The sequence below is a fragment of the Sphingobacterium sp. SGL-16 genome (genome assembly GCF_011043515.1).
GTDB classification, from domain to species: domain Bacteria; phylum Bacteroidota; class Bacteroidia; order Sphingobacteriales; family Sphingobacteriaceae; genus Sphingobacterium; species Sphingobacterium litopenaei.
Genome location: NZ_JAAKGQ010000012.1, coordinates 24432 through 42555, shown reverse-complemented (window position 1 = coordinate 42555; position 18124 = coordinate 24432). Strand labels below are relative to the sequence as shown.

The following is an 18124-nucleotide window of genomic DNA, read 5'->3' as shown; positions in this document are numbered from 1 at the left end:
GCCGATTTTTTTTTATATCTCATTAAGAAGAGATTTAGTTCAATATAATAATCTCAACACGTCTATTTTTCTGACGACCATCTGCAGTTTTATTGTCTGCAATAGGTTTGCTTGGACCATGACCTTTAGTCGAAATACGCGCACCTGCTACACCACCATCTTCTAAGAATTTCTTCACTGAAGCAGCTCTTTTTTCTGATAACCAAATATTGTAATCTTTTTCACCTGTAGCGTCGGTATGACCATCTACACGGATTTTTTTATCGCGTTGTTGATTTAATATTTTGATCAGTTTCGTTAACTCTGTTTTAGCTTTATCAGTCAGATAAGAGGAATTGGTAGGGAACAATACATCCGAAGATAAAGAAAATTTAATCCCTTCATCTGTACGCGTTGCATCGTCAAATTCTGATTTTACATTTTTTAATCCATCATCTGTACCGTCTTTGCTTACCACGGCTCCAGGTAGAATAGTTAATTGCTGTTGCTTACAGGCTTGGAAAGAAATTATACCGGCTAAAACGGGCAGTAGGAGTAATTTTTTCATATTAAATCTAACATATTATGTTCGATACTAAGATATAATTTAATTTTATAAAATTATTGCTTTTTATTTCCGAATAAGCTTTCACGAGCAGGTTTTAGTTCTGGAATTTTTTCATATAAATCCCAAATAAATCCAGTCTTTGCATTTTCGATCATCACAGCAATAGCCGCTTGATTCGAAGAAATATATTCATCCGAAACATCATCATTGCGAAGGTCTAACCACGATCTAAACCCAAATTCTGAGAACAACAAATCGCCGTATTGCTTATATAAATTAATAATAGACTGCATGCCTAAATTCTTGTCTACAAAGATCGAAGAAGCACCAATCGCTGGGTTTATTCGTGAATTACCACTGTTGTCAAAATTTTTGTAATATCCCCAGATGTCGCTGTTGGTTGCGCCTAGACCCAATTCGTTATCACGACGTTTTATATATAGCGTATAATTAGTCAATACCTCATTCCAATTTGTAAGCGAATCATTAATCGAAGATGGTCTTACTGTCATGAAAGGCTTATACAATTCCAGCAGGCTGTTACCCAGTTTGCCAAAAGCTAAATTAACACCATATTCTTGTTTAGGAGAGAAAACAGGTACTTTGATTGTTGTGTCGACAATGTGCTCTTTTCTTAGAGTTTGGAAATCTTCCTGTTCAATCTCTTCATCAAAATAATAAGGATTGATCGATTGGGTGGTATCTACCGTAATATTTTCAAATTTGTGATACACTGCATCCGTGTACGTTTCTACAGGTAGTGCATATTTATTATTACCTACAGCGAGTAGATACGTATTGATAGCCTGATGAGTGCCGCTGAGCGCTTTGTTTTTGACACCATCATTATCTAATAAAGCCAATTTAGATTTTAAGAGATTATTGCTTTCGGTAATCTCATTCCATTTTATCTGCTGATAAAGTTGCGAAATACGTGTGCGTAAATCTTTTTCTGAATCATCGTCTTCATTAAAAAATTCTCTTGCAATAAGCAAGGCTTCCATGATAGCACCTGTAGCTTTTACGTCGTAAATAGCCAATTCATTTCTATATTCAGGCACACCTTTACGCGCATCATAGAAAGAAGGGAAGAAGCCATTTTTATTTTGTGAACGCATCAAAAAGAATGTTATTTTTGATATTCTGTTCAATGCATTCTGTCGAGTCAAAAACTCATTTTTTACTCCAACTATCAACGATAAGATAGCACCTGCGGTTTCTTCGGTAGAAACAATAACTTTATTCTTACTGCGGAAAGGCATGTACATACCGCTATTGATGTCAAAATTTTCTACAAAATAATTGACATTGGCCAGTTGTACTAATTTCAAAATCTCATCGTTGCCCAATGCTGAAGTTTCCACTTCCTTAGCTGTCGATAAAGGTGATTCCTGGTAATTATAATCTACCCATGAGATTTGGTATTGATATTTTTGTCCTATTACGGGAACCATATCTAAACAAGATTGCATAGGAACTGGACGAATACCAATAGCTTTGAAATTCTTACCATCCGTAGCTCTATAAATTTTGATATAACGAATACTTGGCGAAAGTGGAAGTTGCCATTTTAAGTGAACCGCGCGATCGTAGGCTGTTGCCTCACTCAGAATTGCTGCTGAACGTAATGGAATCTCCGAATATTTAAGAGGTAAAAACTCCAATTGATCCAGTAATAAATGATGAGTGTTTGCAGAACTTGCATTTTGCGTAAATCCGACACCCAAGACGATAGCTTGTTTATTTCGTATATTGAATTTCTTCACCGGAACTTTTATATGCAACCATTTTTTGTGTTCTAATTTTACCACATAAGGTTCCAAACTGAGTGTGTCCGAAGAAGCATGTTGTTGTCTGATAATGACACGAGGCAAATCTTTGACAGTCGTATTGGGAGAGTTTACATAAATTCTTATACTCAAAAAATCTGATTCGTCAACGGTATAATTAAATTTCTGACGGTTGTAATTGATACTCGTTTCCCAATTTCCTTCATTGGAGGAAATGTATTTCAAAGATAAAGCATTTCCTGGTGTAAAGAATAGAGTATCAGATACTAAGAGATGTTTATTTACATTTTCAACCCAACTTTGTCCCGAATAAGATACCTGGCTTTTAGCATACGAGCCTTTTACAATACTATTATCAAATACTACTTCTGGATACGTATCTGCGAGCGCAGCTACAGGTAATAAAGCAAGGAATAAAATTACTTTTCTAAGAAAATGCATATACAACTGAATTATACTGAATTACAAAAATAGTTAAATCAACTGTATTAGATTGTAAAGACCTTGTTAGGTTTAATGTTTGTATTGGAAAACGATAATTCATTTTCTTAAACTATGTTAGTACCTTTGTGGCTATGTCAGTAAGTACTTCCAATACGCAAGATACTATCGTAGCATTAGCTACTTCTCCAGGTTCGCAAGGTGCCATTGCCGTGATTCGTGTTTCGGGAACAGATGCTATTAGTTTAGTCAATTCCGTTTTCAAAGGTAAAGATCTCAAAAAGCAGGCTTCGCATACCATTCATTTTGGTACAATCCGCGAAGGCGAGGAGATTATAGATGAGGTGTTAGTGTCACTTTTTGTAGGTCCTAATTCTTATACAAAAGAAAATTCAGTTGAGATATCTACGCACAATTCGAAATATATCATCGAGCGTGTAATCAATTTATTGATTCGCAAAGGGGCACGAGCAGCACGTCCAGGAGAATTTACTTTACGTGCTTTCTTGAATGGTGGACTGGATTTATCACAGGCGGAAGCTGTAGCGGATTTGATCGCTTCTAATTCGGCAGCATCTCACCAAATTGCAATGCAACAAATGCGTGGAGGCTTTTCCAATCAGTTGAAAAAGCTTCGGGAAGATTTAGTGCACTTTGCATCGTTGATTGAGTTAGAATTAGATTTCTCCGAAGAAGATGTAGAATTTGCAAACCGTGATCAACTGAAAGCGCTGATTCAGAAGATATATTCGGTAATCAATAAGTTAATAGCTTCTTTCGAACAAGGAAATGTACTGAAGAATGGTGTTCCTGTAGTCATAGCGGGTAAACCGAATGTTGGGAAATCAACACTATTAAATGCATTGTTGAACGAAGAACGTGCTATTGTATCAGATATTGCCGGTACGACACGTGATACGATTGAGGATGAAATCAATATCAAAGGGATTACTTTCCGTTTCATCGACACAGCAGGTATACGTCATACAGAAGACGTGATTGAGGCAAAAGGAGTGGAGCGCACACGCGAAAAAATGAAGCAAGCACGTTTGATTATTTACCTTTTTGATCCTACACAAGATAAAATTGAGGCTGTTCAGGAACAGATCCAGGAAGTCAAAGATTTGAATATTCCTTTTGTAACTATTATCAATAAATCAGATTTAATTACGGAATCACAACGTGCAGAATATCAGGTGTTAAATCCATTATATATCTCTGCTAAAGAGCAACTTGGTATAGAGGAGTTAAAGGATGAATTGCTAAATCAAGTGAATCTTTCTAATATCAATACGGATGATGTGATGGTGACGAACATTCGCCACGTCGAAGCGTTACAACATACCCAAACTGCTTTGGAAAAGGTATTATATGGTATTGATAATCCTGTAACCTCGGATTTTCTGGCCATGGATATCCGCCAAGCGTTGCACCACCTCGGAGAAATCACTGGGACAGTTACCACAGACGACTTATTGGATAATATATTCTCGAAATTTTGTATCGGCAAATAAATCGTAATTAACGGTAATAACGGATAATTACTAACAATATATAAACCCCTTAAAACTAATGTTTTAAGGGGTTTTTTGTTTATTTTTACTTATATTTGGTTTGTGTTCTTTGTTATGGATTTGTACGGATTTTGTACGTCGAAATTGAAAAATACAAAATCCGTACAAATTTAAATAGTGTGGTGGAATTATGAAACATCAGGAAACATCAGGAAACATCAGGAAACACGAGGAAACATCGCGAGGTGATTTCATGAAACATTATAAATTTAAATAAACATGTCAAGTAATATCAAAATTAGTCGTATCTGCGATTTTTGCGGAAATGCTTTTTTAGCAAGGACAACAGTAACTAGATTTTGTAGTAAAACTTGTAATAGTAGATTTTATAAGAAGGAAATTCGTGATAAAAAACTATTAAAATCTCTTGAAGAAACACATGAGAAATTAAAAACTCCTAAAACAAATGATTTAGGATCAAATAGACCAGTTCTCAATGTAGTTGAAACATGCCAACTTTTAGGAATTAGCCGTAGTACATTATGGAGACTAATTAAGCAAGGAAGAATAAAAACCATAATGATTGGTAGGCGTGTAATTATAGCTAGAGCAGATATTTATGAATTTATAAAATTATAACCATGATAAACGTTAAATTAAGAGAAAGTCAATTGAAAGATGGTCGTGTAAGTCTGTATTTAGACTATTATCCCCCAATTGTCAACCCAAAAAGTGGTAAATCTACCCGTAGAGAGTATTTAAAACTTTATTATAATAAGAAAACTAAAGATCCATTAGAAAGGCAAAAAAATGAAATAATAAAAGCTGCAGCAGATAAAATTAGAATAGAAAGAACTAATAGTTTACTTACTGGTGCATTTGAAGAGGGCTCTTTTTTTTCACAAGAAGAAAGCTTTTTAGATTTCTTTAAAAATGAATCTAAAAAACGCGCTACTTCAGATGGTAATTATAATACATGGAAAAGTTCATATACATATTTTAGTAGATTCACCAATAACCACTGTAAGTTTAAAGATATAACAGAAAAATTGTGTAGAGATTTCAAAATGTATTTAGAAAGAACAACTACACTTAAAAGCGAAATGAACAAATTAAGTGCTAATTCTAAGCATATGTATTACAATAAATTCAAAGCCGCTATTAAAGAGGCTTATTTGCAAGGACTAATTTCTAAAACATTTACATCAAGGATTCAATCTCCTAAGTCAGAAAAGCCATTTCGTGAGTTTTTAGAAGAGGATGAGATTAAAAGTTTAATGGAAACTCCCTGTGAAGTTGATACTATAAAAAGAGCAGCACTATTTTGTATTGTAACGGGTTTAAGGGTGAGTGATGTTTTTCCTTTAGCATGGAGTTCTTACTCTTACGATTCAATAAATAAACATAGTTTAAGATTGAAAAGCGCAAAAATGGGAGAGTATATTTATCATCCTATTTCCGAGCAAGCATTTGAACTTATGGGTAAAATAGGAAAAAGTAATGAGCAGGTGTTTAGGGGTTTAAAGTATTCTGCTAATAACAATAAATTATTGGAAAGATGGTTACATCTTGCTGGAATAAAGAAAAAAATAACTTGGCATAATTTCAGACATACTTATGCAGTAATAGTAATCGAAAAGTATGGTATTTATGCAGGAAAAGAAATGTTGCATCATAAAAATCTTAAAACAACCGAGATTTATAGCCATATGAAAATTGGTCAGCGTGTAAAAATAGCTAACAGTATAATTATATGAGCTTAACTAAGTTTTATTGCGATACTGGGAGAAATTTTATAAATATATCCATGGATCTTTGGAATGATTTTAAAAATTTTTACAACGAATATGAACCTAATGTACAATATGAGATAGTATATAAATATGTAGATCATCTGAAGTTTATATTAAAAGGATCAAATGTCATAAACGATTTTTTACAAGGTCAATTAGAAGTTGTACGCATGTTACTTGGAAAAGATGACTGGCTAGATGTTCATGAAAAGTTAATTTCCTTGAAGCAGTCTGTTTCTGAATTTGCAATAATTAAACATCTTATAACGGGGAATGATCATGTAATAGTACGAGGATATTTAGATTTTATAAATAATAATATTTTGCCTCTGTATACAATTAAAAATGATCTTTATGAGACAGAATTAAATATTAGGCATCACAGAAGTTTTGTGCGCTCAACTCCTGAAGAATTTGGTAAAGTCCAGTTTAATATGAATAACGTTATATCTCAAGATTTAGTGATCATAAAGCGATATTTAGATGTTTTAATTCCTGATTTGGGGCAAAGACTAGAATTTGAGCAAGAGTTCTTTAAAGGGAGAGTAAATAATGTTATTTATAATATTGATGTTAAAGAATCCAGAAAGTTTTGCGAGTTTTTTAAATTTTTAATTGGGGCTGGTTATTTAAACGTTGAAAAGAAATCTTTAGCAAAATGGATGCATCGAAAGTTTATAAGACTAGATAACGGTAAGAGTATTGGTACAGTAGAAACATTGAAAAAGTATCTTAATGGAGATTATGATAATCGATTTTTGAATAAATTAATTTTTTAGTTCCTTTTTGGCATTAAGGAATTTGATTAAAAGTAATTTTGTCTCATTGATTATTTGTACTTAATAATATAATATGGAACAAGTATTGATTACTAATATTAACAAGCAAGAATTTATTGATTTAATTGAACAAATTGTAAAAAGGGCAGTAGGTTCAAGAAATCCTCAAATAACTGAGATTAAAGAAAGACCTATAGGTGTATCTAAAGCGGCTCAAATATTATTGCTTTCAATACCCAGTATCTACCGTAAATCTAAAAATTTAGAAATCCCGCATTTCAAAAGGGGAAACAGACTATATTTTTATGAGACTGAATTAGAATCGTGGCTCAAAGCAGGTCAGAGACTAACCAAAGATCAACTGGATTATTTATCAGAAATTTATTTACAAAAGTAAAACAGCTGAGATTTAAAAAACATTAATATTGTTTAAATAAAGTTCGAACATTTTGATTCACATATCCAGCATAAATGCTTGTAATATAATTATTTCCATTTATTTATTAAGTTTCGTATTATAATCTATGCTTGAAAATTAAAAATATTCTTCTGATAGGTTACTCCATTTTTACAAATCAAATTAAGACTCTAATTACTATATTTCATCTATTAGCCAATAAACATTTTCTTACGCAATCTTTTGTTTATTTCGTAATAACACATTGTTTTGGCGTGTTAAAATTATAATATAAATATTTAATAGTGTTAAGTATTATTAAAATTATAATGCATGGTTCTTTCTAATAATTTTTCAACCTAATTTTGAGGAATAAATTTACCAATTATAGATGAACAACATGTTAACAGATTGCTTGACTCAATTCGAGAAACAACAAGAGGAATGCCTAACCATCACACTTTTAGCAAATAGCCTATGGAAAGACCGTAAGGTACTTTGTTTGTATCATGGATATAGCTTAGTAGATGAGAAAGTAGAATATCTGCTAAATTTTCACCGGCAATCCGTAGCTGAACTTACTCCATATAAGCTGCATAACATATTGGAGATAATAAAAGATTTAATGTGCCTACCGGAATTACCTGCTGTAATTGATATTGGACTATTAAAGGATAGTTTTGATGAAAGTCAGCTAATTAACAAAGAGTCTTTAATCGCTAAATTATGGTCTATACACTTGCAGCATACTCTGAAGTAAAGGATGTTGTTTTATATGGATTTGGACGTATTGGTAGGATTTTAGCGCGTGAATTATGTACTGATCCAGCTTTAAAAGTACAGCTTAAATTATGTGCTGTAGTGACGCGTGATCCCATAAATTTAAATACGCTGCAAAAAAGAGCATCCTTACTTGCTAAAGACTCTATACATGGTGCATTTAGAGGTAGAATTGACATAGATGAACAGTCTCATAGTTTAATTATTAATGGCTTGCAGGTGCGATTTATAGCTGCACAGCATCCTAATGAAATAAATTATAAAGATTATGGTATTGAAAATGCCTTATTAATTGATAACACAGGTATATGTAGAGATAAGAAAAATTTAGCAAAGCATCTTACTTGCGGAAGTATCGCCAAAGTAATTGTTACAGCTCCAGCAAAAGATATACCTAATGTAGTTTATGGTGTTAATCACAAGCAAAGTAAGATGACTGATCAACAATTATATTCGACAGCTTCCTGCACCACAAATGCAATAGCACCGGTGTTAGAGGTTTTGGAAAAGCAATATGGTATTCTTAAAGTGCACATTGAAACGATTCATGCGTATACAAATGATCAAAACTTGGTAGATAACATGCATGCAAAAGCGAGAAGGGGACGTGCAGCTGCTTTAAATATGGTGATAACTGAAACAGGTGCTGGGTCGGCTATAGCAAAGATTATTCCGCAGCTTAAAGATAAGATAACAGCGAATGCTATCCGTGTGCCTATACCCAATGGTTCTTTGGCTATACTTGTAGTCGAACTTAATAAGAATATAGCAATACCAGATGTTCATCAGTTGTTTATGGGGTTTTCATTAAAGCCAGCTAAACATAAACAGATAGGCTTGTGTTTTGATGAAGATCTCGTTTCATCCGATATTTTAGGTAATCCTGCAACAGGTATAATTGATGCTTCTTCAACTTCTTTATCATCAGATGGCCGAACATTAACACTCTATGTATGGTATGATAATGAATATGGTTACACTATGCAGGTGCTTGGATTTGCTGGGTATTTAGCAAAGCAGCATATGGATCCTAAGCCTGTTCATGATTTAAAAGGTAAACAGCTAGGTTTAATGACGTATTCTAACTAGTTACTGTATAGTATGATATGTGATACAATTAGCCAGCACTTGAACAAGGATGTTCAAGATGCGGTAATTACCCCAAATTTATCATCTATGTTAATGGATATTGTTTCTGCATCGAAAGTCATTAGTGGATTGATAAATAGAAATATTTTTGATACACTGTCTAATAGCGTTGAAACCTTAAATACGCACGGAGAGAAGCAACACAGGCTTGATATAGAAGCGCATAATGTGTTTTTGTCTTTTCTCCAAAAGGGAAATCAATGTCATTATTTAATTTCTGAAGAATGTGAAGATACATTAGAGCTCAATAATATAAATCATCAAGGGACCATATACACCGTATGTATGGATCCTTTAGATGGCTCCTCTAATATTGATGTTAATGTGTCTGTTGGTTCTGTATTTTCAATTTATAGCCAGGAACGCAAATTATATGATGGTTATCCTTGTATAAAGTCTGGACGTGAGCAGAAGTTAGCTGGGTACGTTATTTATGGTACTTCCACCATGCTGGTAATAGCTTATGGTACTTGTGTGTATGGCTTCACTTTGGATAGTATCTCAGGAGAATATATGCTTACACACCCCAATATAAGACTTAGCAAATCGGGTAATACGTATGCAATAAATGAGGGGAACTGTGAAGATTTTCCATACCAGATTCGTGATTTTCTAGCATTTTGTAAGCAATCTGACTCTGAGAATAATTTTCCCTATAAGTCTAGGTATGTAGGTTCTATGGTTGCTGATATGCACCGTACCCTTATGCAAGGTGGAATATTTCTATACCCCTCAACACGCAAGCACCCTAAAGGAAAACTTAGATTGCTTTATGAATGTAATCCAATGGCTTATATAATAGAGCAGGCAGGGGGATTAGCGATTGATGGTATGCGCCCTATACTGAGTGTTCCTGTTGTAAAGACGCATCAAAAAGTTCCTTTTATAGCAGGTAGCTATAATATAGTGAAGTATGTACTTAGCCTTTATAAAAATGAGAGTATTAATAACCATGTATTTTATAGCTGTTAGCTTATTTAAAGAATAAGATTATTGTTTAATTTTTGTTTAGTTTGGTCCAGACTTGTGCTGGGCCTTTAGTGTAAAATGAATTAATTGTGCACAAAATAAAACTGCAAATGATTTTGTTGGTATAAAAGTTTTGAATTTGTTTATGATGCATTATGCTATTTAATTGGTGATAATAGTCAATTCTCTTTCTGCATACGATAATAATTTGGTTGGATTAAAGTTAAAGATATGGGCTATATTTAACTAAAATCATAATTTGATCACTCATTTTAATACAATCCCATATGAAAAAAATGGATCTAACAAGAAAAGAACTGTATAGTCTTATTTGGGAAAAGCCGCTTAAATATATTATTGATACTTATGGTGGAACATATCAAGATGTTAAGGATTTACTCAAAAAATATGATATTCCGTCCCCTGAAAATGGTTATTGGTCAAGAGTAAGATCTGGACATACTATTGAAATACCATCACTCCCCATTCTAATACGAGAAGATGCAGAAAAAGTCAGTTATGAACCAAAAGAAGTAAAGAAAAGGGTAAAATTTAAAGATATTACTAATGCTAATGTAAACCTACCTATTCGAAAGGTTGGAAAGTTAGATGAATTGGTCATTGATGCAAAGAAGGCTTTTCAGAATCAAAGTAAGGGGAATACGGATAATAAGCTCATCAGTATTGCTTATGACGTATTGAATATCAATGTTAGTCCAAAGATGATAGATAGAGCGCTGTCGTTTTTCAATATGCTAATCTTAGGAGTTAGACGTATAGGAGGGAAGGTCGAAGTAAAACAGCAACATTCTACGATAATATATAGTGGCGAAAGATTGGAAATATCGCTGCGAGAAAGGCAAAATCGTATTGAAAAGCAAAATCCAAAATACTCTTGGGAATCTTATGACTACATTCCATCAGGTAACCTCTATTTTAAATTGGGAGAGAATTCTTGGAGTTCAAAGGAGTGGAAAGATACAGCTTATACCATATTAGAAGATAAAATAGAAGATATTCTGGAGTATATTCCAACTGTAGTGCTTAAAATACAGGAGTTAAAAAGAGAAATTGAACAACGTAGAATAGCGCAAGAAAAAGAACGTCAACGGCAACTAGAGATAGAAAAACAACAAACCACTGAAATAAACAATTTTTTAGCAATTAAAACCAATGCTGAATTATGGCAAAAAGCTACTTTAATGAGAGCATATTTAACAGCTATGGAAGAAAATGCTATAAAGAACGAAACTTTTGATGATCAGATGAAACAGTATCTAATTTGGGCTAGAAGAAAAGTGGATTGGTATGATCCTCTTGTTGAGCTTGAGGATGAACTGTTTGAGAAATTAGATAAAATAACCTTGACTTTACCGAAAAAATATGGATGGTAGAGTTTTTTTCCTGTTCTTATTGGGGTAGGGTATATGTTGCAAGCTCTTATTGAAATGAGGATTTACAGGGCAATCCCTCACGCAGATTTAGTTAAGATAAACCTAGTAACTGCATTGGTTAATTTTAGTCGCAAGTGTGTATTATAGAAATAGTTGCTTTCAAAATGGGGGATGGTTTTTATATAGAGAAAATTACATATCTTAGTTAGTATGTTATACGTACCTTTTGAGCAATTGACACATAAATTATTCAATGATTTAATAACACGAGGATACAAAGACTATGTACTGCAAAAATTTGATTGGCCAGGTGTAAACCATGGTAAAGGCTTTCTATTGTCAGCTTATGAAAATAAAGAACGCGCAAATCAACATGCTGTAGAATTAGACGTGAAAGAAGGAAAGGCATTACATCTTCCGGAGGACTTTGAAAAAATAGAGAAGCTTCTTGAAGTAAATTCAGGCTACCGGATTTTTCTAAATAAGATTCGAGATTTGGATTGGGAAAAGCGTATGCTAAAGTATTATAAAGTAAATATTGTTAATTATTTAAGGTTTAATACAAGATTCAAGCGAAAGGATCCAGTCGATATCTTATTTACCTTAGAACATGGCCGTGTAAAGGCTGTTATAGAAAGTGCCGGACTTCGCAAAGAAGTGAAGGCTTATGATTTAATTAAAAACTAGAATTATGTGTTGGGATATTTCATTGCATACAGACATAGAATTGGTTAAGGTTTCTTATCCAAAAATTAGAGATGAGCGTAAGAAAAAGGATTATAATTATGATTATTTTGAAAACGTTCAAGCTATTACATTTCCAGAATATCCGATTATCATGAAAGATAAGGACAGTGATGGATTAGCTTTGGTTGATATGGAATGGGGTGTTTTGCCAACATATATCCAGGATCCGAAACTACAAGATAATAGACGCAGAAGTATGGTGAATGCGCGCAGTGAAAGAATTCTAGATGATAAAAAATCTTATTGGTATAGACTTCGAAATCAGCGTTGCTTAATTCCCGTTTCGGGAACGTATGAGCACCGAAAAATAAACGGTTGGAAAAAGAAAGTGCCTTATTACATCGCTGAAAAAGGAAGAGATATTTTTTATATACCAGGTTTGTATCAATGGCATGAAACTGTTGATCAGGATGGTGTAGTAGAAAAATTAGGAAGCTTTGGGATGCTTACGCGTGCTGCAAATGATGTAATGGCTCAGATCCATAATGATGGTCCAAACAAACATCGAATGCCATTATTCTTGCCTGAAGATTTGGAGAAACTTTGGATTTCACATAACATAAGTGAGGACGATATGCGTGCTATATTTCATTTTGAAATGCCAAAGGATAGTTTAATATATCATCCAGTTTATACATTGAGAGGCTATCCCAATAGACCTGATGATAAGCACCGTTATGAGCCATTCAACTGGGATGGTTTACCACCATTAGGTAAGGATAAACCTGTAGAGAATACCTTATTTTAGTTATTGAATATTGCTGTTAATTTATTCAAAATTATAAATTTAAATTTTTGACATTCATTTTGCTAATATTTTTAGTAAAATTGCAGAATGAAAATTGAGTTATATACTGTAGACATCCTTAAATCTTTATTTCTTCCTTATGTAGAAAGTGGAATTAGTGCGGGTTTTCCAAGTCCTGCATTAGATTTTGAGGATACTAAAATAGATCTCAACAAAGAAATTATTAAACATCCACTATCTACTTATTATGGGCGTGTGCGTGGTGTATCCATGAAAAATGCAGGTATTGATGATGGAGATATCATGGTCATAGACAAAAGCATTAAGCCTACCGATGGATGTATCGCTATATGTTTTATTGATGGTGAATTTACAGCAAAACGACTTCTAATTCGAAAAGATGAAATTATCTTGATGCCGGAGAATGAGGATTACAAACCAATTTGTGTTACAAAGGATAATGAGTTTATTGTTTGGGGTGTGGTAACACATGTGATTAAAGCATTCTAGTTATGTATGCGCTTATTGATTGTAATAATTTCTATGCTTCCTGTGAGCGTGTCTTTCGGCCTGACCTCATTGGTTTACCTATTGTTGTTCTTTCCAACAATGATGGTTGCGTGATAGCGCGGAGTAATGAAGCGAAAGCTTGTGGTATTCCTATGGGCGCACCAGCATTCCATTATAGTGAATTATTCAAAAAGCATAATGTCCAGGTATTCTCGGCCAACTTTGCTTTATACGGTGACATGAGTAATCGGGTTATGCAGACACTTTCAAATTACTGTATCGATCAGGAAATATACAGTATTGATGAGTGCTTTATGAAGCTTGACGGATATGATTATGTAGATCTGAAAGAATATGGGATTAAAATGCGTCAGGAAGTAATCGATAATACAGGGATTCACGTGAGTGTCGGCATAGCACCGACTAAATCACTGGCAAAAGTGGCCAATCGTATTGCAAAGAAATATCCTGATGAATCTAATGGATGTCATGTCATGCGTACAACTGTTCAAATTGAAAAAGCATTAAAGTGGTTAGATATTGAAGATGTATGGGGTATTGGTCGTCAGCATGCCAAGCGTTTATTTCAGCTTGGTGTAGATTCAGCTTATGACTTTACTCGGCTTAATGATCAGTGGGTGCAAAAGCATTTGTCTATAGTAGGGTTGCGGTTAAAAAGGGATTTGTCGGGCATTCCAACTCTAGATTTAGAAGGGCTGGAGAACAAAAAGAATATAGCGAGCACGCGTAGCTTTGATGTGAATTACACCAAGTTTGAAGAGGTGCAAGAACGTGTGTCTACATTTTCGAGTTCCTGCGCTGAAAAGTTAAGAAAGCAAAATTCTTTTTGTCGGTCCATTACCGTATTTCTGATGACCAATAGGTTTAGAGCGGAACAGCAGCAGTATCAAAATTCAATAACTATTGACCTACCTTTTGCCACGAACTCGGCTATTGAACTATCCAAGTATGCTACTATTGCATTGCGTCGTATATTTAAAGAGGGCTATGCCTATAAAAAGGCGGGCGTCATTGTTGCTGATTTCTTACCAGCAGATGTGGAGCAAATGTCTTTATTTGAGGCTCGTGATAAAAGACACGATGCACTGATGAAGGCTTTGGATAGTATGAATAAGCAGTATGGACAGCATACCATTCGATTAGCTTCTCAAGGTAAAAAGAAATGGACTATGCGCCAAGAGAAGTTATCTCCCTGCTATACCACAAAGCTACAGGATATCATTACCATTAAACTGTAAACAAAGGTCGATGTGTGTTGTTATTAACAAAACACTTCATTATGATCTTTGTAAAATTAAATCATCCCATTTTGATGAAGCTGAAAATGCAGGGGTATACCATTCTGCGTTCTAATACTCCCTTAACAGATGATAATCCAACATGGATACCGGAGAAGGTAGATATGGATAAATTCTTTGATTTAGATTCCAAATGGATTGCGAATGCTTGTATTCCTATGGAAGAATTACATCTATTAGTTATTGAGGATGCGTTGTATAATATACGAAATGGAGATTTATTTGGTGAGGTATTGTTAGGGTAGATGTTATGTGTATGGGTAGTTTAATTATGTTATTATAATTTCTTGATTAGTAAAGTGTTAATACTTTTTAGTTTAAGTGGTTGTTAGGATGTTTGTGTTTAAATGTCTTAGTCCTTCTAAAAGGAAAATCAAATAGCTAATAATCTTTAGTTTGCTTGTAGCTAATGATTATCAACTTATCATTTTTTTAGTTTGCATCTAACAGGAAAATATATGTAAGGTTTTAGCTTTGGCGTGCCCTTTCAAGGACGGGCTTTTTGTTTCAATCTCTTCTGGATTAGAGGATTTTCACGGCAATCCCTCACGCGTTATAATTACATTAGTTTAATTTTATGGTATTCTTACATCTGGGATAACAACTACAGCCTAAGAAGTTTCCGTACTTTCCACTTTTTCTAATCATATATCCACTTTGACATGAAGAACACATAATGCTATTATTAAGTATTTCTAAATCTTTAAATGTTTGATTACACATAGGATAATGTGAACAACCTAAAAATTGTGATGCATTGGATGTATTCTTTCTGATAATAAGTTTTCCTGATTTACAATACGGACATGTCGTAGTTTTAAGTGATTCGCCATTTGATGTAATCACATAATTGTTATCCATGAGTAGTTCTTCGACAAATAGAGACGTATCTGAAGGAGTTAGTAATATTACTTCATTCTTAGTCCGTGTTAGTGCTACATAGAATAACCTACGTTCTTCTGCAAACTTATATTCTTCATTATCACTAAGTAATAGAGATATGATGGGGTCGTCTGTCATTTTGTTAGGGAAACCTAGTAGGTCATTTTGAAGTTTTAAAACAATGACATTATCTGCTTCTGTACCTTTAGATTTGTGAACAGTTAGATATTTTATGTCCATTTGCTCGAAGCCTTTGATTTCTAATTTTCCTGAACTTTCATAATATTTTATAGTGTTAGCTGAAGTTAGTGTGATAATTTCATTGATGTCAAAGCTATGTCTTCCGAGAATTAATATGGATTTATTTCCGTATTTATGAACTAATGAGCTTATTTCATCAATTAATACATTTTTAATATCTCCTTCATTATAATTTACAAATTTTATAGGATTTGCTAAGTTCTCTTTTTGAGATTTAGGTTTCTTTTTAAGTTGTATTGGATTTTTAAGTATGTATTTTGAGGTAATATCGATTAGACTTTGTGAATTTCTATAAGTTTGTTCTATTAATAACTGCTGATACTCTCCAACATATTTGCCAAAATTACTAAACAGAGATATGTCACTACCAGCAAATCTATAAATTGATTGCCAATCATCTCCCACACATATCAATCTCGCATTGCATAAATCCCTAATTTCTTTAATTAAATTAAACCTAGAAAATGATATGTCTTGATATTCATCTATAATAATATGTTTGTACTTATATCTTGGTTTATTTGCTATTATTAAATCTGTAGCTAGGTTTATCATATCATTGAAATCTAGTTCATTCCTTTCCTTCAATGTGTTGTTGTATTTTTCAAGAATGGGGAGAACAAATTGTAAGAACATGCCTTGACGTTCGTACATAAAATCATTCTTTTTGCTTTTTTTATTTAAAAATATACTTACTAATTCATTGCTGCTTAACCTTCTAGATTTACTCAGGTTGATAAAACTTTCAATTAATCTTATTATTTCGTCTCCTAAATGCTGATCATTACTCGTCACTTTAGCATAGATATCTTTTACGTCTCTAGGCCTTAATGTCACTTGCTCGGCTGTCAACATTTCTTGTAGCTTCTGTAGCAAGATTTTGTCTCTATTATAGTAAGAATATGTTTCTATGAGCTTGGTGTTGTAGGTTTTGTGCGTTTCCCTTTTTAAATGCATTTCATCCACGTACTTTTGCTCATTTAAAGGTGTAAGCCATTGTGCACGATTGTGTTCATTTACACCAAAATGTTCTAGATAAATATCATAATCTTTAAGGTAGAAATCTGGACGATACATGGTGTCACCATGTGGGTAAGGTTTCTCATATTCATAATTTATTCCATGAAGATAGAAGAAATTAGCTATCATGAGCTCTTCTACACTTTTAACCCTTTCTCCCTGAATTGTGTCGTGTTTTGCTTTGGCGACAATATTTAGCGGTTCACATTTTGATTTTAATGTTTGGAAATCAATGCCCTTCTCCATGTCAATTTTTTCACCTAAGGAGTCATAATTATCATACTCTTCAGGAATATTCATATAACAAGTTACATATTGAATAAAGGATTGTAGGGCAGTAGTATTCTCCAGAATATCTTTTTGCAAATAGGATTTTATCACATTAGTCAACGTGTTTTCATTCGTAACAGCAGGTGTATTTGAAAGATGGGTTTTTATAGTGTCAAATCCTAATTTATGAAAGGTGGTTGCTTGCGTGCTAATATTTATATTCTTTAATCTTTCGTTGAGTTCTGAAACAGTTTTTTGTGTAAAGGACAATAGCAAAATCTCATTTTCAGGAATATTTTTCTGCTCAATAAGGTATTGAACTTTACCAAGAATAGTTAATGTTTTGCCAGATCCGGCCCCTGCAATTATTAAATTTGAATATTCATCAGTTATTACTGCATTACGCTGTTGAACATCTAGCTTTTTACCCTCTATATTATCAAAATAATCTTTTAGCTGTATTTGTTTAGTTTTAACGTAATTCTGGTTATACTCAACAATATAGTTATCAAAATCTTCAAATATCTCGTTAAAATTTTTGACAGTACTCTCTTTCTTATAGTAATTGGTTTTATTCCGAAAGAACTTGCCAACTTTAGCATATTCTGCTTTTAAATGATCACGATGCACCCAAGTAACATAATCATTTAATGAATGAATTATATCAAGAAATGACTTAATTATTTCTAGATTTTTTTGGTATACAACATTCTCATATTTTTTTCTGTCTGTAAAATGTTTGTATACAATTCCAGCAATAATTATTACGAATAAAATGATAAGTCTCAAACTCATATCGAATTATTTATAGTAA

At 33.3% G+C, this 18124-nt stretch carries 17 protein-coding genes; 14 read left to right on the top strand and 3 right to left on the bottom strand.

Going from position 1 to position 18124, the window contains the following annotated elements; genetic code table 11:
• Window positions 1–34: 34 nt before the first annotated feature.
• Window positions 35–547 carry an OmpA family protein gene (locus G5B32_RS06330; RefSeq protein WP_165290705.1) on the bottom strand — a complete coding sequence of 171 codons (513 nt, stop codon included), beginning with the start codon at window positions 545–547 and terminating at the stop codon, window positions 35–37.
• Between the two features lie 53 nt (window positions 548–600).
• A complete protein-coding gene (locus G5B32_RS06325; protein WP_165290704.1) occupies window positions 601–2778 on the bottom strand; it encodes a glucoamylase family protein in 2178 nt (725 codons plus the stop codon).
• Window positions 2779–2912: 134 nt separating this feature from the next.
• Between G5B32_RS06325 and mnmE the strand changes: the two genes are divergently transcribed.
• From mnmE to G5B32_RS06255, 14 genes are all read left to right on the top strand, one after another.
• Entirely contained in the window at window positions 2913–4292 is a 1380-nt protein-coding gene (gene mnmE / locus G5B32_RS06320; RefSeq protein ID WP_165290703.1) for a tRNA uridine-5-carboxymethylaminomethyl(34) synthesis GTPase MnmE, read from the top strand.
• A gap of 279 nt (window positions 4293–4571) precedes the next feature.
• Entirely contained in the window at window positions 4572–4931 is a 360-nt protein-coding gene (locus G5B32_RS06315) for a helix-turn-helix domain-containing protein (RefSeq protein WP_165290702.1), read from the top strand.
• Window positions 4932–4933: 2 nt separating this feature from the next.
• Window positions 4934–6049: a tyrosine-type recombinase/integrase gene (locus G5B32_RS06310; RefSeq protein ID WP_165290701.1), complete on the top strand. Its 1116-nt coding sequence runs from the start codon at window positions 4934–4936 to the stop codon at window positions 6047–6049.
• On the top strand, window positions 6046–6864 hold the full coding sequence (locus G5B32_RS06305) for a hypothetical protein (protein WP_165290700.1): 819 nt from the start codon (window positions 6046–6048) through the stop codon (window positions 6862–6864). The genes G5B32_RS06310 and G5B32_RS06305 overlap by 4 nt, the downstream gene beginning before the upstream one ends.
• A 73-nt stretch (window positions 6865–6937) precedes the next feature.
• Window positions 6938–7261 (top strand): helix-turn-helix domain-containing protein, encoded by a 324-nt coding sequence (locus tag G5B32_RS06300; RefSeq protein WP_165290699.1) that lies wholly within the window; start codon window positions 6938–6940, stop codon window positions 7259–7261.
• Between the two features lie 400 nt (window positions 7262–7661).
• On the top strand, window positions 7662–8021 hold the full coding sequence (locus tag G5B32_RS06295) for a hypothetical protein (RefSeq protein ID WP_206366809.1): 360 nt from the start codon (window positions 7662–7664) through the stop codon (window positions 8019–8021).
• Window positions 7988–9130: a glyceraldehyde-3-phosphate dehydrogenase gene (locus G5B32_RS06290; RefSeq protein ID WP_165290697.1), complete on the top strand. Its 1143-nt coding sequence runs from the start codon at window positions 7988–7990 to the stop codon at window positions 9128–9130. Before G5B32_RS06295 ends, G5B32_RS06290 begins: the two co-directional genes overlap by 34 nt.
• Window positions 9131–9142: 12 nt before the next feature.
• Window positions 9143–10162 (top strand): class 1 fructose-1,6-bisphosphatase, encoded by a 1020-nt coding sequence (locus G5B32_RS06285; RefSeq protein ID WP_206366808.1) that lies wholly within the window; start codon window positions 9143–9145, stop codon window positions 10160–10162.
• A 284-nt stretch (window positions 10163–10446) separates the two neighbouring features.
• Window positions 10447–11553 (top strand): hypothetical protein, encoded by a 1107-nt coding sequence (locus G5B32_RS06280; RefSeq protein ID WP_165290695.1) that lies wholly within the window; start codon window positions 10447–10449, stop codon window positions 11551–11553.
• Between the two features lie 210 nt (window positions 11554–11763).
• Entirely contained in the window at window positions 11764–12240 is a 477-nt protein-coding gene (locus G5B32_RS06275) for a hypothetical protein (RefSeq protein ID WP_165290694.1), read from the top strand.
• Between the two features lie 4 nt (window positions 12241–12244).
• On the top strand, window positions 12245–13048 hold the full coding sequence (locus G5B32_RS06270; RefSeq protein ID WP_165290693.1) for an SOS response-associated peptidase: 804 nt from the start codon (window positions 12245–12247) through the stop codon (window positions 13046–13048).
• Between the two features lie 87 nt (window positions 13049–13135).
• Window positions 13136–13558, top strand: coding sequence for a LexA family protein (locus G5B32_RS06265; protein ID WP_165290692.1), 423 nt, complete (start codon window positions 13136–13138; stop codon window positions 13556–13558).
• Window positions 13559–13560: 2 nt separating this feature from the next.
• The gene (locus tag G5B32_RS06260; protein WP_165290691.1) at window positions 13561–14817 is read left to right on the top strand and encodes a Y-family DNA polymerase; all 1257 of its coding nucleotides are present in this window, start codon (window positions 13561–13563) and stop codon (window positions 14815–14817) included.
• Between the two features lie 41 nt (window positions 14818–14858).
• A complete protein-coding gene (locus tag G5B32_RS06255; RefSeq protein ID WP_165290690.1) occupies window positions 14859–15122 on the top strand; it encodes a hypothetical protein in 264 nt (87 codons plus the stop codon).
• Window positions 15123–15441: 319 nt separating this feature from the next.
• Here the strand turns inward: G5B32_RS06255 and G5B32_RS06250 are convergent, their stop codons facing one another.
• Complete coding sequence (locus G5B32_RS06250) at window positions 15442–18105, bottom strand: UvrD-helicase domain-containing protein (RefSeq protein WP_165290689.1); 2664 nt, start codon at window positions 18103–18105, stop codon at window positions 15442–15444.
• Window positions 18106–18124 lie beyond the last annotated feature (19 nt).

What these genes read in the sequence shown, in the direction of transcription:
- G5B32_RS06325 (WP_165290704.1), bottom strand. Translation starts at nt 2,778, where the DNA reads ATGCATTTTCTTAGAAAAGTAATTTTATTCCTTGCTTTATTACCTGTA.
- G5B32_RS06315 (WP_165290702.1), top strand. Translation starts at nt 4,572, where the DNA reads ATGTCAAGTAATATCAAAATTAGTCGTATCTGCGATTTTTGCGGAAAT.
- G5B32_RS06285 (WP_206366808.1), top strand. Translation starts at nt 9,143, where the DNA reads ATGATATGTGATACAATTAGCCAGCACTTGAACAAGGATGTTCAAGAT.
- G5B32_RS06310 (WP_165290701.1), top strand. Translation starts at nt 4,934, where the DNA reads ATGATAAACGTTAAATTAAGAGAAAGTCAATTGAAAGATGGTCGTGTA.
- G5B32_RS06250 (WP_165290689.1), bottom strand. Translation starts at nt 18,105, where the DNA reads ATGAGTTTGAGACTTATCATTTTATTCGTAATAATTATTGCTGGAATT.
- G5B32_RS06255 (WP_165290690.1), top strand. Translation starts at nt 14,859, where the DNA reads ATGATCTTTGTAAAATTAAATCATCCCATTTTGATGAAGCTGAAAATG.
- G5B32_RS06305 (WP_165290700.1), top strand. Translation starts at nt 6,046, where the DNA reads ATGAGCTTAACTAAGTTTTATTGCGATACTGGGAGAAATTTTATAAAT.
- G5B32_RS06330 (WP_165290705.1), bottom strand. Translation starts at nt 547, where the DNA reads ATGAAAAAATTACTCCTACTGCCCGTTTTAGCCGGTATAATTTCTTTC.
- G5B32_RS06265 (WP_165290692.1), top strand. Translation starts at nt 13,136, where the DNA reads ATGAAAATTGAGTTATATACTGTAGACATCCTTAAATCTTTATTTCTT.
- G5B32_RS06295 (WP_206366809.1), top strand. Translation starts at nt 7,662, where the DNA reads ATGTTAACAGATTGCTTGACTCAATTCGAGAAACAACAAGAGGAATGC.
- mnmE (WP_165290703.1), top strand. Translation starts at nt 2,913, where the DNA reads ATGTCAGTAAGTACTTCCAATACGCAAGATACTATCGTAGCATTAGCT.
- G5B32_RS06300 (WP_165290699.1), top strand. Translation starts at nt 6,938, where the DNA reads ATGGAACAAGTATTGATTACTAATATTAACAAGCAAGAATTTATTGAT.
- G5B32_RS06290 (WP_165290697.1), top strand. Translation starts at nt 7,988, where the DNA reads ATGGTCTATACACTTGCAGCATACTCTGAAGTAAAGGATGTTGTTTTA.
- G5B32_RS06280 (WP_165290695.1), top strand. Translation starts at nt 10,447, where the DNA reads ATGAAAAAAATGGATCTAACAAGAAAAGAACTGTATAGTCTTATTTGG.
- G5B32_RS06275 (WP_165290694.1), top strand. Translation starts at nt 11,764, where the DNA reads ATGTTATACGTACCTTTTGAGCAATTGACACATAAATTATTCAATGAT.
- G5B32_RS06270 (WP_165290693.1), top strand. Translation starts at nt 12,245, where the DNA reads ATGTGTTGGGATATTTCATTGCATACAGACATAGAATTGGTTAAGGTT.
- G5B32_RS06260 (WP_165290691.1), top strand. Translation starts at nt 13,561, where the DNA reads ATGTATGCGCTTATTGATTGTAATAATTTCTATGCTTCCTGTGAGCGT.